At 43.5% G+C, this 14,077-nt stretch carries 17 protein-coding genes; 10 read left to right on the forward strand and 7 right to left on the reverse strand.

The window, feature by feature from the left end; translation table 11 throughout:
- Positions 1–49: 49 nt before the first annotated feature.
- The 10 genes from ACK8P5_RS01240 (at position 50) to ACK8P5_RS01285 (ending at position 8,740) form a co-directional block, all read left to right on the forward strand.
- A complete protein-coding gene (locus tag ACK8P5_RS01240; protein WP_422659193.1) occupies positions 50–1,126 on the forward strand; it encodes a VanZ family protein in 1,077 nt (358 codons plus the stop codon).
- Positions 1,127–1,234: 108 nt separating this feature from the next.
- On the forward strand, positions 1,235–1,864 hold the full coding sequence (locus ACK8P5_RS01245; RefSeq protein ID WP_422659194.1) for a hypothetical protein: 630 nt from the start codon (positions 1,235–1,237) through the stop codon (positions 1,862–1,864).
- 12 nt (positions 1,865–1,876) lie between these two features.
- The gene (locus ACK8P5_RS01250; RefSeq protein WP_422659195.1) at positions 1,877–2,302 is read left to right on the forward strand and encodes a hypothetical protein; all 426 of its coding nucleotides are present in this window, start codon (positions 1,877–1,879) and stop codon (positions 2,300–2,302) included.
- An 84-nt stretch (positions 2,303–2,386) separates the two neighbouring features.
- Positions 2,387–2,842 carry a hypothetical protein gene (locus ACK8P5_RS01255; RefSeq protein ID WP_422659196.1) on the forward strand — a complete coding sequence of 152 codons (456 nt, stop codon included), beginning with the start codon at positions 2,387–2,389 and terminating at the stop codon, positions 2,840–2,842.
- Between the two features lie 23 nt (positions 2,843–2,865).
- The gene (locus tag ACK8P5_RS01260) at positions 2,866–3,321 is read left to right on the forward strand and encodes an NUDIX domain-containing protein (protein ID WP_422659197.1); all 456 of its coding nucleotides are present in this window, start codon (positions 2,866–2,868) and stop codon (positions 3,319–3,321) included.
- A 408-nt stretch (positions 3,322–3,729) separates the two neighbouring features.
- Complete coding sequence (locus ACK8P5_RS01265) at positions 3,730–5,352, forward strand: ABC transporter substrate-binding protein (RefSeq protein ID WP_422659198.1); 1,623 nt, start codon at positions 3,730–3,732, stop codon at positions 5,350–5,352.
- The gene (locus ACK8P5_RS01270) at positions 5,297–6,355 is read left to right on the forward strand and encodes an ABC transporter permease (protein ID WP_422659199.1); all 1,059 of its coding nucleotides are present in this window, start codon (positions 5,297–5,299) and stop codon (positions 6,353–6,355) included. The genes ACK8P5_RS01265 and ACK8P5_RS01270 overlap by 56 nt, the downstream gene beginning before the upstream one ends.
- Complete coding sequence (locus ACK8P5_RS01275) at positions 6,352–7,194, forward strand: ABC transporter permease (protein WP_422659200.1); 843 nt, start codon at positions 6,352–6,354, stop codon at positions 7,192–7,194. The genes ACK8P5_RS01270 and ACK8P5_RS01275 overlap by 4 nt, the downstream gene beginning before the upstream one ends.
- Before the next feature lie 39 nt (positions 7,195–7,233).
- Positions 7,234–8,157: an ABC transporter ATP-binding protein gene (locus ACK8P5_RS01280; protein ID WP_422659201.1), complete on the forward strand. Its 924-nt coding sequence runs from the start codon at positions 7,234–7,236 to the stop codon at positions 8,155–8,157.
- Positions 8,147–8,740, forward strand: a complete 594-nt coding sequence (locus ACK8P5_RS01285; RefSeq protein ID WP_422659202.1) for an ABC transporter ATP-binding protein — start codon at positions 8,147–8,149, stop codon at positions 8,738–8,740. The genes ACK8P5_RS01280 and ACK8P5_RS01285 overlap by 11 nt, the downstream gene beginning before the upstream one ends.
- A gap of 83 nt (positions 8,741–8,823) precedes the next feature.
- On the opposite strand, the gene ACK8P5_RS01290 is transcribed toward ACK8P5_RS01285, so the two are convergent.
- The 7 genes from ACK8P5_RS01290 to ACK8P5_RS01320 form a co-directional block, all read right to left on the reverse strand.
- Positions 8,824–9,309 carry a hypothetical protein gene (locus ACK8P5_RS01290; protein WP_422659203.1) on the reverse strand — a complete coding sequence of 162 codons (486 nt, stop codon included), beginning with the start codon at positions 9,307–9,309 and terminating at the stop codon, positions 8,824–8,826.
- A 105-nt stretch (positions 9,310–9,414) separates the two neighbouring features.
- A complete protein-coding gene (locus ACK8P5_RS01295) occupies positions 9,415–10,239 on the reverse strand; it encodes an urease accessory protein UreD (protein ID WP_422659204.1) in 825 nt (274 codons plus the stop codon).
- A gap of 1 nt (position 10,240) precedes the next feature.
- Positions 10,241–10,852: an urease accessory protein UreG gene (ureG, locus tag ACK8P5_RS01300; protein ID WP_422659205.1), complete on the reverse strand. Its 612-nt coding sequence runs from the start codon at positions 10,850–10,852 to the stop codon at positions 10,241–10,243.
- A 30-nt stretch (positions 10,853–10,882) separates the two neighbouring features.
- Positions 10,883–11,569, reverse strand: coding sequence for an urease accessory protein UreF (locus ACK8P5_RS01305; RefSeq protein WP_422659206.1), 687 nt, complete (start codon positions 11,567–11,569; stop codon positions 10,883–10,885).
- A complete protein-coding gene (gene ureE / locus ACK8P5_RS01310) occupies positions 11,562–12,017 on the reverse strand; it encodes an urease accessory protein UreE (RefSeq protein WP_422659207.1) in 456 nt (151 codons plus the stop codon). The genes ACK8P5_RS01305 and ureE overlap by 8 nt, the downstream gene beginning before the upstream one ends.
- An 11-nt stretch (positions 12,018–12,028) precedes the next feature.
- A complete protein-coding gene (ureC, locus tag ACK8P5_RS01315; RefSeq protein WP_422659208.1) occupies positions 12,029–13,741 on the reverse strand; it encodes an urease subunit alpha in 1,713 nt (570 codons plus the stop codon).
- Positions 13,738–14,061 (reverse strand): urease subunit beta, encoded by a 324-nt coding sequence (locus ACK8P5_RS01320; RefSeq protein WP_422659209.1) that lies wholly within the window; start codon positions 14,059–14,061, stop codon positions 13,738–13,740. Before ACK8P5_RS01320 ends, ureC begins: the two co-directional genes overlap by 4 nt.
- Positions 14,062–14,077 lie beyond the last annotated feature (16 nt).

A 14,077-nucleotide genomic window follows, 5' to 3' on the forward strand; every position in this document is an offset into this window, starting at 1 on the left:
ATCGTTAAAGATATATAAATTCAATTCAAAATGAGAATAGGTGATACATGTGCTTGATTATTATTTGTTTCCAATTTCGTATGCATTTCTAACTTTTCCTATAGCTGCATTACTCTGTGCTTTACCAATCCTAATACTGCAGTATAGGAAGCATGGTTATTTTAATAAAATTCGGGGATTGCTTCTGTATTTATTTCTGCTGTATTTAATGAATGCTTTTTATCTTGTGATCTTGCCCTTACCATCTTCAAGACATAACGAGCCAATGGATGTTGCCTCTTACATGCAGTGGATACCTTTGAATTTTATAAATGATATTGTGGCTGAAACCAAGGTCGTATGGTCCCAACCCTCCACCTATGTTCGGCTCTTGAAGGAAAGAGCGCTCTTGCAGGTTGTGTTTAACATTTTACTTGTTGTACCGTTCGGGATGTTCGTACGTTACTATTTGCGGAAAGGCTGGGCGATCTGTCTGGCTGCTTCATTTGGATTATCGTTATTTTTCGAAGTGACACAGCTGACAGGTATTTATGGCATTTATGATTATCCCTATCGATTGTTTGATGTAGATGATTTATTGCTCAATACCCTCGGTGGGATGCTAGGCTATGCCATTGCTAGTTGGATGTCCACACATATACCTCGTTTGAATCGTCTACATGCAGAGGTTGATTTGTCGCAGAAACGCGTCAGCTACACCCGTAGACTGATTGCTTTTGGAATAGACTGGCTGCTTCTTATGCCCGTTGTATTGCTGTTGTACGTTCTCCGAGTACCTCTGGCGTATTTCATGGTGACCACAGTGTATTTCATTATCATTCCGTATCTCAAAGAAGGAAAGACGCTTGGGAAATCATTTGTACGCATTCGTATTGTAGGTGAAGGCGAGAAGCTGAAGCTGCGTGAAATTGTTATTCGTAATGGACTATTGTATCTGGTATTTGGTGGGGCTCATGTGTTGTTTATGAGTGTATACAACTCTGGTATCCTCGGTGTGGTATACCTTCTTGGATTATTTCTGATGGATATGTATGTCTTCATAAATATCACCCTGAGCCTGTTAGACCGTAAACGCCCACTGCTTCATGAACAGAAGAGTGGAACGTACCATGTTATTGTTCGATAAATAAAAAGTCACTTCACCCTTCTTAAAAATTCATCATGGAGGACATTTCCACTGGGATATTTGTTACAATATGGAATTAGAGAGGGGTGGAGGAAATTGAAGAGAAAAATGATCTTTATATCGGCTGCCATTATTGGTCTGGTTCTGTTACCTATTAATCATCTGGGAAATTCGGTCGGTGATGATCTATTTCGATGGATTGGGATTTCTCCTTGGGCACAAGGTGACAGGTATGGGTTTCATTTACCGGTTATATTAGGCTCTCTCTTGCTAATCTTTGGAACAATTGGGGTGGTGAACATATATAGACCTCAATACCCCAAAATCATGAGCCGACTTATTCTTGGATATATAGCTATTATGCTTATCTTTCCCTTCGTAACAGAGCAGCTCTTCTTTCTAACGAAGTTCAACTCCACGAGTATTTCTTCTGTAGCCTATTCCAAAAAAGAAAGTCAGTGTAACTATTCTTCCGAAGGTAAGCAGGTAAAGGCCGTTTGTAAGCTTAATATATATAATTACGGGAAGCTCGAGCAGGCAACTATACGGCCAATCATGAATGGCTGGTTGGTTCCGACTGAATTCAAACCAAAAGTTGTTACACTTCACCCTCAATCCCAAACATTTTTGAACGAGGTGTTCTATGGAGAGCAGATTGAAGATACCGAACGTCAAGGTTCAGGGAGTGGTATCGGTCTAGAGATTGAAGTAAACGGTTACAAGAAAAAGTTCGAGTAGGGGGTCTGGATGATGATGAATTTGAACAGTAACAAACGGCTAATCTGGCAACTAAGCTTAAATGCTGTGATGTTATTTCTTTCAATTGTTGTATTTGCGCTGCATCACGCTCGATTCACACCTTCAAGTTTCGGCTTTCTATATTTTCTTGTTGTTTTGTGTTACGCAGGATTGGTTGTTGCTCTTCTTACCGACTTAATCACATCGGCTACGAGGCAAGTTTACGGGGAAATTGTTCATAAGGAGGGCCGAACCATTCATATAAGTAGAACGGATGGGAAGTTGAAGAAGTATAGAGTGATGGTGCCTGAAGTGCTCCAGAAGCTAGAGAAAGGCCAGTTCGTTACGATGTCACTAAGCAAACTTGCTCAAATCCCTCGATCCATCCGTATTGTTGAATCGCCAAGTGAATATGAGAATCTGCTTGAGGCCCGGTAAAGAGCCGTAAACCTGAATGATTTTACATAAGAGGAGGGAAATCTCATTCACCGGCTTATAAAAATACCTCTGCTCACACTATGGATGTTCTTGCTATACATCTCTACTGTATGTGCAAGCTGGGCTTATGAGTTTGTAGTTAACGATGGCAGATCATATATCGTCACTAAAGAACGGGTAGAAGAGAAACTCTTAGAGGAGTACGTAGGGAAAGTCACTTACTACTCCACGCAAGAGGGATACTATAACGGTAACTTCTCTAACTCATATCCTAAAGGCACGCAGTATTACGCCATACAAGGGATATCTCCTAATGAAGTCATCGCCATACAATCACAGACAGGGGATTACTACAAAGCTTACTTTGATCGAGAATATGGCGGCAGTGATGATTCGATTCAGCCTAAGCAGCATAGTGAAATAGCGGCAGAATATGAGAAAAAGGATTATAGTATTGTGATACTATCTGTGCTTTTGGCAGCATTTGTTGCGATGATTATTACAATATCTGCATCAGTGATTAAGAATCATAGAATATAGCATCTTAACAGAGGGGTACATACATGAAACCTATTCGGAATTCGGCTAAAGCAGTCATTATACAGAATGAGCGGGTATTGTTGACGAAGAATGTAGATGAAGAGGGCTTCTTCTATCTGTTTCCCGGTGGTGGACAGGAGAAATTTGAAGAGTTGAAGGATGCTGTTGTCAGGGAATGCATAGAGGAAATCGGATGCCAAGTTGAGGTAAAGGATATTATATTTATTCGCGAATATATCGGAAAAAATCATCAATTTGCAGATTCGGATGCTGATATTCATCAGGTGGAGTTTTATTTTGAATGTGTAATGGATAATCAGGAGGAAGTCTCTAACGGTCATAATCCAGACGAAACTCAGGTGGGCGTGGAATGGATCGAACTCTCACGTCTGCACGAGATGAGGGTCTATCCTTATGATCTGGTTAAACCTTTAACAGAAGCGATAACAACACCGCGATATATTGGTGACTCGATGTGATGGTATCGCATATCTGTTGTTATCAGAATTAACATGCATGAGTAAGGAAGCTCTCTACCACGCACCATCATCATGGTGCGTATCTTCATGCACAAAAAGTGCACTACAATAGGAAAATTAGTTGCCTACTCGCTAGTAAGCTATTAAGATAGGTACAGGAACATCGCTTTAATAAGCTGGATGTTTACGTATTCTCCCGCACTTTTCACTCCCGTGAAAGGGTCTACCCCCCATGTAGACGCAAGTTGTAATATCTCCTATAACAACTCCTTCAGTTAGATTTTAAACGTTAAGGATATCTTTGTTATATGTAGCTTGATTGAATGGAATTTAATAATTCCAATTTTTCCCTTACTTCAGATGAGTAAGGTTTTTTGAGTGGTTTTTATTACGATGAGGTGAGACTAGATGAGAAAGAAATTAGTTGGAATAATCGCATTGGTTACTTTGATGTCGATGTTTATGTTAGCAGGTTGTAATTCTTCCAAATCAGGTTTATCTGATTCTGGGAATAGTGCGGGCAGCGTAGATAAAAAGGACGAGTTGGTGTTAGCTTTTGGATCTGAGCCAGAGGCAGGCTTTGACCCTACAACCGGATGGGGGCGTTACGGATCGCCTCTGTTCCAAAGTACGCTTCTAAAGAGAGATAATCAACTGAACATTGTCAATGATCTTGCAACAAGCTATGAAGTAAGCGATGACGGCATGGAATGGACGGTGAACATTCGTAAAGATGTTAAGTTCTCTGATGGGGAGCCTTTAACAACGGATGATATCGTCTTTACATTTGAAACAGCAACTAACAATGGGTCGGTGGTAGATCTTAACCGTATGCGTAAGGTAGAGGCTGTGGATAAATATACGGTTAGGTTTACGTTGAAAGAGCCTCAATCCACTTTTGTTAATACCCTTATAGCAACTGGAATTGTCCCAAAACATGCGTATGGTAAAGACTACGCCGAGAATCCAATAGGTTCCGGACCCTATAAACTTGTGCAGTGGGACAAAGGGCAACAGCTTATTGTCCAAGCGAATCCGGAATATTATGATAAACAATCTTACTTCAAGAAGATAACCTTCCTATTCCTGAATGAGGACGCTTCATTTGCGGCGGCACAAGCGGGTACTGTAGATCTGGCCTATATACCGGCTGCATTTAGTAAGCAGAACGTTCCTGGTATGAAGTTAGAATCCATCCAGACCGTGGACAATAGAGGGATCGCATTTCCATTTGTAAAATCAGGTAACGTTACAAAAGATGGTCTGCCCATTGGTAACGATGTAACCGCAGATCCAGCGATACGCCATGCCATAAATATGGCTGTAGACCGACAAGCGCTTGTTGATGGGGTACTAGAAGGACAGGGCACGCCAGCCTATACTTCTGTAGACGGTCTTCCGTGGTGGAATCCGGAAACCGTGATTAAAGACGGTGATATGGCTGGTGCTAAGAAGCTGCTACAAGAAGCAGGATGGAAGGATACCGATGGGGATGGAATCTTGGAGAAGGATTCCCTGAAAGCGGAGTTCACCCTGTATTACTTGGCTAATGATGCTATCAGACAATCGCTTGCCATTTCTGTCGCTGATATGATGAAACCCTTAGGGATCCATATTAAATTAGAGGGCGGAAGCTGGGATATGATCGCTAAGAACATGCATTCAAGCCCTGTTCTTATGGGCTGGGGAAGTCATGATCCTCACGAAATGTATAACATTTATAGTAGTGAAGCGGCAGGAATTGATTACTATAACACGGGCTATTATTCGAATAAGACGGTTGATAATTATTTCGAGAAAGCTCTTCACGCTACGACCGAAGAAGATGCTCTAGAGTTCTGGAAAAAAGCTCAATGGGATGGAACAACGGGTCTTAGTGCTAAAGGGGATGCTGCGTGGGCTTGGTTAGTTAATATCAATCATTTGTACCTCGTGAAAGATGGACTTGATATCGGAGATCAAAGAATCCATGTTCATGGACATGGATGGCCTGCAACTGACAATATTGTGGAATGGAAATGGGCGAAGTAAGGTGCACAAATTAATAGATCGAAAGCTTGGCATATTCATTTTGTGGAAAGGATTGCGGATGGTGACTCTGTTAGTTGCTATTTGTTTCATATCCTTTCTGTTAGTGAAGAACTCCCCGATTGATCCCATTCAGGCCTATATTGGTGCAGATATGTTAAAAGTCAGCCCTGAACAGCGGGCAAAGATTGCTGAATATTGGGGAGTGGATCAGCCTGTCATGGTGCAGTTTTTTCACTGGGGTTCAGCTGTTCTGTCTGGTGATTTGGGAACATCGATGATTTATCGCCGTCCGGTTATAGAGGTTATTGGGGAACGATTCTCGAATTCCCTGGTGCTTATGCTATCTGCTTGGATATTATCAGGCATTATTGGATTTGTGATGGGTGTTGTAGCAGCCATGAAAAAAGGAACTTGGATCGATCGTTTGATCAAATGGTACTGCTTCACCCTAGCTTCTACCCCGACCTTTTGGATGGGGCTTCTTATTCTTATTGTTTTTGCTGTATGGCTCGGATGGTTTCCGGTTGGAATGGGGGTTCCAGCTGGGGTACTCGCAGAGAATGTTACACTGATGGATCGAATTCAGCATCTTGTTCTGCCTGTTCTGACGCTAAGTATGGTTGGTATTGCGAATGTGGCTCTTCATACCCGGCAAAAGCTGATTGATGTTCTTGCGAGTGACTATGTCTTATTCGCTAGAGCAAGGGGGGAACAAGGCTTTGTGTTATTTTGGCGACATGGATTACGAAGTGTGGCATTGCCAGCCATCACGTTGCAGTTTGCAGCCTTTAGTGAGCTGTTCGGTGGTGCGGTGCTCGCTGAGCAAGTGTTCTCCTATCCTGGTCTAGGACAGGCTACCGTAGAAGCGGGACTACGAGGGGATGTTCCTCTGTTATTAGGAATTGTTATCTTTACTACGATGTTTGTTTTTGTAGGGAATCTACTCGCTGATATAAGTTATCGCGTATTAGATCCGAGAACGAGGGAGGGGAGAGAGGTATGATTCCCATCCTGAAGAAATTTCATTTGAATCATAAGCAAGGGGCCCTTCTGAAGCTATTTATATCCGTCATTGCCATTGCCGTTGTAATTATAGGCGGTCTACTACTTGATGAGGGCAGGATGGTAACCAGTCTTGCGGATCGCAATGCCCCACCGTCTCTAGAGCATCTCTTCGGTACCGATTGGTTAGGAAGAGATATGTTCACACGTACGGTAATGGGGCTCACCTTAAGTATTGGAGTCGGGTTAATTGGAGCTATTGGCAGTGCGTCCATTGCTTTGTTCCTAGGGATGGCTGCGGCAACGATGGGGAGAAAGGCAGACCGTTTTATTTCGTGGCTCATTGATCTCTTTTTGAGTGTCCCCCATCTCGTAACCTTAATTCTTATCTCTTTTACACTTGGAGGAGGATTTAAAGGGATCGTCATGGGATTAGCTCTAACCCACTGGCCAAGCCTAGCAAGGGTTATTCGAGCAGAGGTGATGCAAATTCGGTCTGCTGAATTCGTTCAGGTGTCGCGGAGGATGGGCAAGCCCGGCTGGTGGATAGCCGTGAACCACATCATTCCACATATTATCCCGCAGTTTGTAATCGGTTTTATGTTACTGTTTCCTCATGTTATTTTGCACGAGGCGGCAGTGACGTTTATAGGCTTAGGTCTGTCTCCACATGAGCCCGCGATTGGAATCATTCTCTCCGAATCAATGCGGTATTTATCTTCAGGAATGTGGTGGCTGGCCTTCTTCCCGGGACTTTGTCTATTAATCATCGTGAGAATGTTCGATCAGATCGGAGAGACCTTAAGGTTGCTCACAGATCCTAATGGGAATCGTGATTAAACGGGTATACTGCGTTCAGTAGGAAGAGGAGTTAATTGAATGTCTATACTTGAAGTTGAAAATTTATCTATCTCGTTTAAACAGTATACAGCGGGTCTTAAGCAGACTAATCATAACGTTATATCTAGTCTGAACGTGAAGCTAGAAGCAGGTGAGATCCTAGCCGTTGTGGGTGCAAGTGGCTCGGGAAAAAGCTTACTCGCGCATGCGATACTAGGCATACTGCCAAGTAATGCTACGGTCAGTGGAGTGATGAGATTTGAAGGGGAAGAGCTCACTCCTGCTCGGCAAAAGGCGCTGAGAGGGAAGGATATTGCGCTTGTTCCTCAATCCGTAAACTATCTAGATCCGCTGATGAAGGTTGGCAGTCAAGTCCGTACGTCCGTACGAACTGGAGATGCTGTGGAAGCGCAGCGAGCGGTATTCGAACGCCTCCGCCTTGGACGAGAGGTTGAAGGGATGTATCCGTTTCAGCTTTCAGGAGGGATGGCAAGGCGAGTACTACTATCAACGGCTATGGTGAGTGGAGCGAAGGTCATTATTGCGGACGAACCTACACCGGGAATGGACCCGGTTGTCATCAAGGAAGCACTGAGTCACTTTAGAGAGTTTGCAAACTTTGGCTCTGCTGTCATGATGATTACGCATGATATTGAATCAGCGCTTCAAATTGCAGATAAAATAGCGGTATTCTATGCAGGAACGACGGTTGAGGTCGCGAGAGTGGAGGATTTTTCAGGTCAAGGCGAAGCCATCAGACACCCGTATAGTAAGGCTCTCTGGCGTGCATTACCCCAGAATGATTTCATCCCTATTTCAGGGTCTCAGCCTCATCCAAGTGCATTGCCAACGGGTTGTTTATTCGCGCCACGTTGTACTATGGCCACACCGGAGTGTCATCAGGCACAACCAGCAATGAGGAATCTCAGGGACGGAATGGTGAGGTGCATTCATGCAACTTAAAGCGAACAATATCGGATTTCGATATGATCGTGGTCCATGGTTGTTTCGAGGTGTAAATCTATCAATAGGACCAGGAGAGGTCGTTGGGGTTACGGGTCCAAGTGGACGTGGAAAAACAACCTTGTGCCGCATATTAGCTAGTTATGAGTCCCCCTTGGAGGGGGAGGTTACGTTTAACGGTGCTCCTTTAACAAAGAAAGGGTATCATCCTGTTCAAATGGTATTGCAGCATCCGGAAAAAGCGGTTAACTCAAGATGGAAGATGCATAGAATTCTGAATGAAGGATATCAGCCTGATGAAGCGTTGTTAGAATTGTTAGGAATTCAGCAGGAGTGGTTAACACGCTGGCCCCATGAATTATCTGGTGGAGAGCTACAGCGGTTCTGTGTTGCCCGGGCCCTGGGGCCGAATACTAGATTTCTAATTGCAGATGAGATGACGACGATGCTTGATGCGATAACGCAAGCGCAAATCTGGCAGGCTGTCACGGAAATTGCAAAAAAGCGAGAGATGGGAATTGTAGTTGTGAGCCATGAAGCGAAGCTCATGCAAAGGCTTTGTCATCGTGTGATCGAGTTTTAATGGTTCTATGTACAAAAAAAATCGCCCTTTGGGTAGAGTGGAAGCAACTAGCTTCCACTCACAAAGGGCGATTTTTTTATTTTCTAATCCTTTTGTTGCTCTTTCTTTTCCTGTACATGCTGGGCTACTTTTTCTTGGATTTCGGACTCTAATACCTGTACTAGATCGTCTTCAAGCTTTTGCTGGGGTTGAGGATGGAACCACTGAATGTCCCCATTATGAACAAACCCCTTGTATTCTTCTCCTTGCACTTGCAAAGAGAACTGTTGGCGCTCATGTACAGTATCTTCAAAGACGGGTTTTAGTGTAATATCTTGAATTCCTTTCGAGATTCCATAATGCCGCATTAATGAGTAGATGGTAGATTCAATCTTGTCCACCTTGTCCTCACCAATCATCTGCTGCGGATGAGGATTCAGCCAGAGAATCTCGTCATTATGATAGTGTCCTTTGAATTCTTCACCTTCAATCTTAAAAGTGAATGCAAGCCGCTCATGTACACGGTTCTCAAATAGGGTCTCTACCTCAAAATCTTCAAGTTCAGGATGCTTATTCTTGTCATCAGTCATATTGCATCTCCTCTCATGAAAGTATCTACTTAACCATTACTCCGGTTTTTGTATCATCCTGATTCATCGGACAATATGATTTGAGGCTGTCGTCATCGTATCATATTAATATTTACGTAAAGAGTGCGGAGAGCGGTCATTCCACTTCTCGCTGATGATGGTATGACAATGATCTAAGATTCGCTCAATCGTTTGGGTAGAGTTAGCAAGGATTCGTATGCAAAATCCTGGTATCGCTAATTTTGAAATTCCAAATGTGAAATCAGATTCGTTCGCCTGGATGGCTTCATATAGCTCATCGAGGAGTGTATTATCCATCTGTTCACTAACGGCGATCATGGAACCTAGGTGGGTATAGCCTTCCAGAAATCCGAGATCAGAAATGCTCTGTTGCTGCGGCATTAGTTTAATGTGATCAAACACGCCAAGCATACCGTCCCAATATATTTCCGTCACTAACTGGATCGTATCGTAGCTAAATTTCTCTCCGCTAGGAGACCAGCCAGGCGTGAGAATATCGGTATATAGGAACGTTGCACCGTGCTCCATATGAACAACTGTTTTCTGCTTATAGTGAGCATCCTGATACGCTATTAGTGGATCTGGAAGGTACTCTAAATAACTGCCCCGCTTCAAACGGATTTCCGTTTCTTGATAAGCCAAGCTTTTCGGCGTCTTATATACCTTGGTTGCTGATTGTGTAGTTAATGTAACCTTAGATCCTTCATCCGCAGAGATTTCCATTCTGTACCGATCGCCGTCCAAGTAACCTCCACCAGGATTTAGTAGATAATAACATACCTGTCCCGAATCGTCAGCATAAATGGGGCGCATTACCTTGAATGCACCTTGGAAGTATACTCGCTTGGCAACGGTTCTCCCTTTGCGGTCTTCCAGATCCATAGATAAAAAGCCCGTCCAATCTGTCATATTAAGCTAAACCTTTTAAAAAAGCATGCTGTCTAATCCATTCCATGACTTCAGGCAAGCCCTCATCATTTTTTAGGTTGGTAAAGAAGAAGGGTTTGTCACCTCGGAATACCTTAGTGTCCTTGGCCATAACCTCAAGGCTGGCACCGACAAACGGAGCAAGATCGGTTTTATTAATGATAAACAGATCAGATTTAATCATACCTTGTCCACCCTTACGAGGTATCTTCTCTCCTTGTGCAACATCGATAATATATATGGAGAAGTCAACGAGTTCAGGGCTGAATGTCGCCGCAAGATTGTCGCCACCACTTTCAACGAATATAAGTTCTACATCAGGGTGCCGCTCTATTAATTGGTCGATCGCCGCGAAGTTCATAGAAGCATCTTCACGAATAGCGGTGTGAGGACAGCCGCCCGTTTCTACCCCGATAATACGGTCCTCTGGAAGAACCCCATTTTGAATCAAAAATTTAGCATCTTCTTTGGTGTAAATATCATTTGTGACTACAGCCATTTTGATTTCATTCGCAAGATGGCGAGTCAATTTCTCTACAAGCATAGTTTTACCTGCTCCAACAGGTCCTCCGACACCGATTCTGATAGGATTCATGATAGCACTTCCCTTTTCAATTTTTATATATTAAGACATAAATATCCGTATATTCACACGTTCGTGTTTCATTTGAGACAGTTCAATACCTGGTGACACAATGCCGAAATCATCTTGCGTAAGCTCCAAGATGGTATCTACAGCCTTAGTTAATTCAGATATAAAGAGATGAGTAATGGTTTGACCTGCGGTTTGTCCAAGAGGAATGGCGCGGACTGCGTTTTGGACTTGACTGGAAATCGCAGAGTACAAATAGTAGAGGATGGTATCTTGCTTGGTTACGTGAAGTCCATGAGCTACCATCGAGAAAACAATCGCTGAGTGACCGAAAGCATTCTTATGCTTCACTTCTTCTCTATATTGTGAGAGTATGGGCATCCCATAAAGTGATTGTGTCAGCTTCAGCATTCGGTCCCCAATCATTTGGGTTCCTTCCCGAGTTTCCCTGGGTAAGTTTTGAACCGTTAATAGGCGATCTAGATGCCATATCTGCTGTATATCTTCGTTCACAAGAGCCTCATAAACGAGCCGTGAGGCAAGCCCGTCTGAATAAACGAGCTGCTCATGCAAATACACCTTCAACCATTTCGAGAATGTTTCCTGATTATGAACTTTGCCCTCCTGAATGTAGCTTTCAAGCCCAAAAGAATGGCTGAAGGCTCCAGTAGGAAAGTTCGAATCGCATAGCTGAAACAAAGAGAGAAGCTGGTTATTCATGACTGTGGCCTATATGGCGGAATGCCTGTTTGACCTTTCGATCCTCTCGTTTATAAGGAATAGCAAGCTGTTCCAGTAATTCCTCAACTAAATAGTCGTATTGAACGAGCATATCATTATCTTCAAATTGAGCAGGAAGATGGCGATTTCCTAGCTGGTGAGCGATGGATCCCATCTCATGAATACTCCTAGGTTGGATAACAAGCAGGTCATCTGATAGCACATCAATAACGATCATGTTCTTATCATCGATGTATAAGACATCACCAGCTACAAGATCCCGAGGTTCGCTCAGGCGAATACCCAGCTCGTTGCCATGATCTGTTTTTACTCGTTGGATACGCTTCATTAAATGTGCGCTTTCCAGATATACCTTTTCCATATGACGCTTCTCAATATCACGTTTATCCATTTGTTCTAGATTGGCTATAATTTTCTCAATAATCAATGTCTTTCACCTCAGAATAAGAAATATCGCTGGCCCATGGGTACACTATCGACCGGATCGCAGGTCAGCAATTCACCGTTTACTTTTACTTCATAGGTTTGTGGATCTACCGTAATATCAGGTGTTTCGGAATTCAACTTCATATTTTTTTTCGTGAGTGTACGAATGCCACCCACAGGCAGGATTATTTTTTCAAGTCCAAGTTTTTCGTGGACCCCATCGTCATAAGCTGCTTGCGAAATGAAGGTTGCTGAGCTTTTGGCTAATGCTTTTCCGAACTGAGCATACATAGGACGATAAATATATGGCTGTGGTGTTGGAATCGAGGCATTGGCATCGCCCATTAACCCTACAACGGCAAATCCGTTCTTCAGCACCATTTCTGGCTTTACTCCAAAAAACTTTGGATTCCACAGCACTAAATCGGCCATTTTTCCAACTTCAATAGAACCTACATGTTCGGAAATCCCATGTGTAATGGCTGGGTTAATTGTGTATTTGGCAATATAGCGCTTCGCCCGGTTATTATCTGCATATTGGCTGTCGCCTTGCAGAAGTCCGCGTTGTTTTTTCATTTTGTCAGCAACTTGCCAAGTACGTAGAACAACTTCGCCCACACGGCCCATGGCTTGGGAATCTGAGCTTACCATGCTGAATACGCCCATATCGTGAAGGATATCTTCAGCGGCGATCGTTTCTCTTCTTATTCTAGAATCTGCAAAAGCGATGTCTTCTGGTACAGAAGGGTTTAAATGGTGACAAACCATGACCATGTCAAGGTGTTCGTCAATTGTATTAACGGTGTAGGGGAGGGTTGGATTCGTTGAGGAAGGCAGGATGTTAAGGTAACCTGCTGATTTGATTAAATCAGGTGCGTGGCCACCGCCTGCGCCTTCCGTGTGGTACATGTGAAGAACTCGATCTTTTACTGCTGCCATCGTTGTTTCCATAAAGCCACTTTCATTTAATGTATCTGCGTGAAGGGCAACTTGAATGTCATACTCATCGGCTACTCGAAGTGCGTAGTCAAGGGATGAGCCAGTAGCGCCCCAATCTTCATGAACCTTTAATCCGATTACGCCAGCTCTCACTTGCTCGGCTAATGGTTCTGTCGAAGCGGCATGTCCCTTACCAGTAAATCCGATATTGATCGGGAGGCCTTCAGCCGCTGCTAGCATTCGGTGAATATTCCATTCACCTGGGGTAACCGTCGTAGCTTTAGATCCTGCAGCAGGTCCTGTACCACCGCCAATTAAGGTTGTTGTACCCGACGTTAACGCTACGTCTACTTGCTTAGGATTAATAAAATGGACGTGAGTATCGATGGCTCCAGCGGTTACAATTAAACCTTCACCAGCAATGATTTCTGTGGAAGTACCTATAATAATATCGATGTTATCCGTAATCAGGGGGTTACCGCTTTTACCAATCCCGAATATTCTTCCATCTCGAAGGGCTAAATCCGCTTTATAGATTCCGGTGTAATCCAAAATAATAACATTGGTGATGACCGTATCAGGCACACCATCGTTACGAGTTGCAAGAGGATGCTGGCCCATGCCGTCCCGTATAACCTTGCCTCCACCAAAGACAACTTCTTCTCCGTATGATGTGTAGTCCTTCTCGATTTGGATAAATAAATCTGTATCTGCCAGGCGAACCGAATCACCTGTCGTTGGTCCGTACATCTCAGCATATTGCTTTCGAGACATTCTAAAACTCATACTGAATCCTCGCTTTCTAATTTTCCATCGACTTTATTGTTGAACCCATACACACGGCGTTCTCCTGAAAAATTAATAAGCTGAATTTCTTTCCCGTCTCCGGGTTCAAAACGAACAGCCGCTCCAGCAGGGACATTAAGTCGTTTACCGTAAGCCTCTTCGCGATTGAATTGAAGTGCTTCATTAACTTCGTAGAAATGAAAGTGCGACCCGACTTGAATCGGGCGATCTCCTGTGTTCGTCACCGAAATCGTAAATATCTCACTTCCTTCGTTACAGATGATGTCTTCGTCTTTTAGGATGTATTCTCCCGGTATCATCGTTTGAGCTCCTTTC

This window comes from Paenibacillus sp. EC2-1, assembly GCF_049311625.1.
Taxonomy (GTDB): domain Bacteria; phylum Bacillota; class Bacilli; order Paenibacillales; family Paenibacillaceae; genus Paenibacillus_AQ.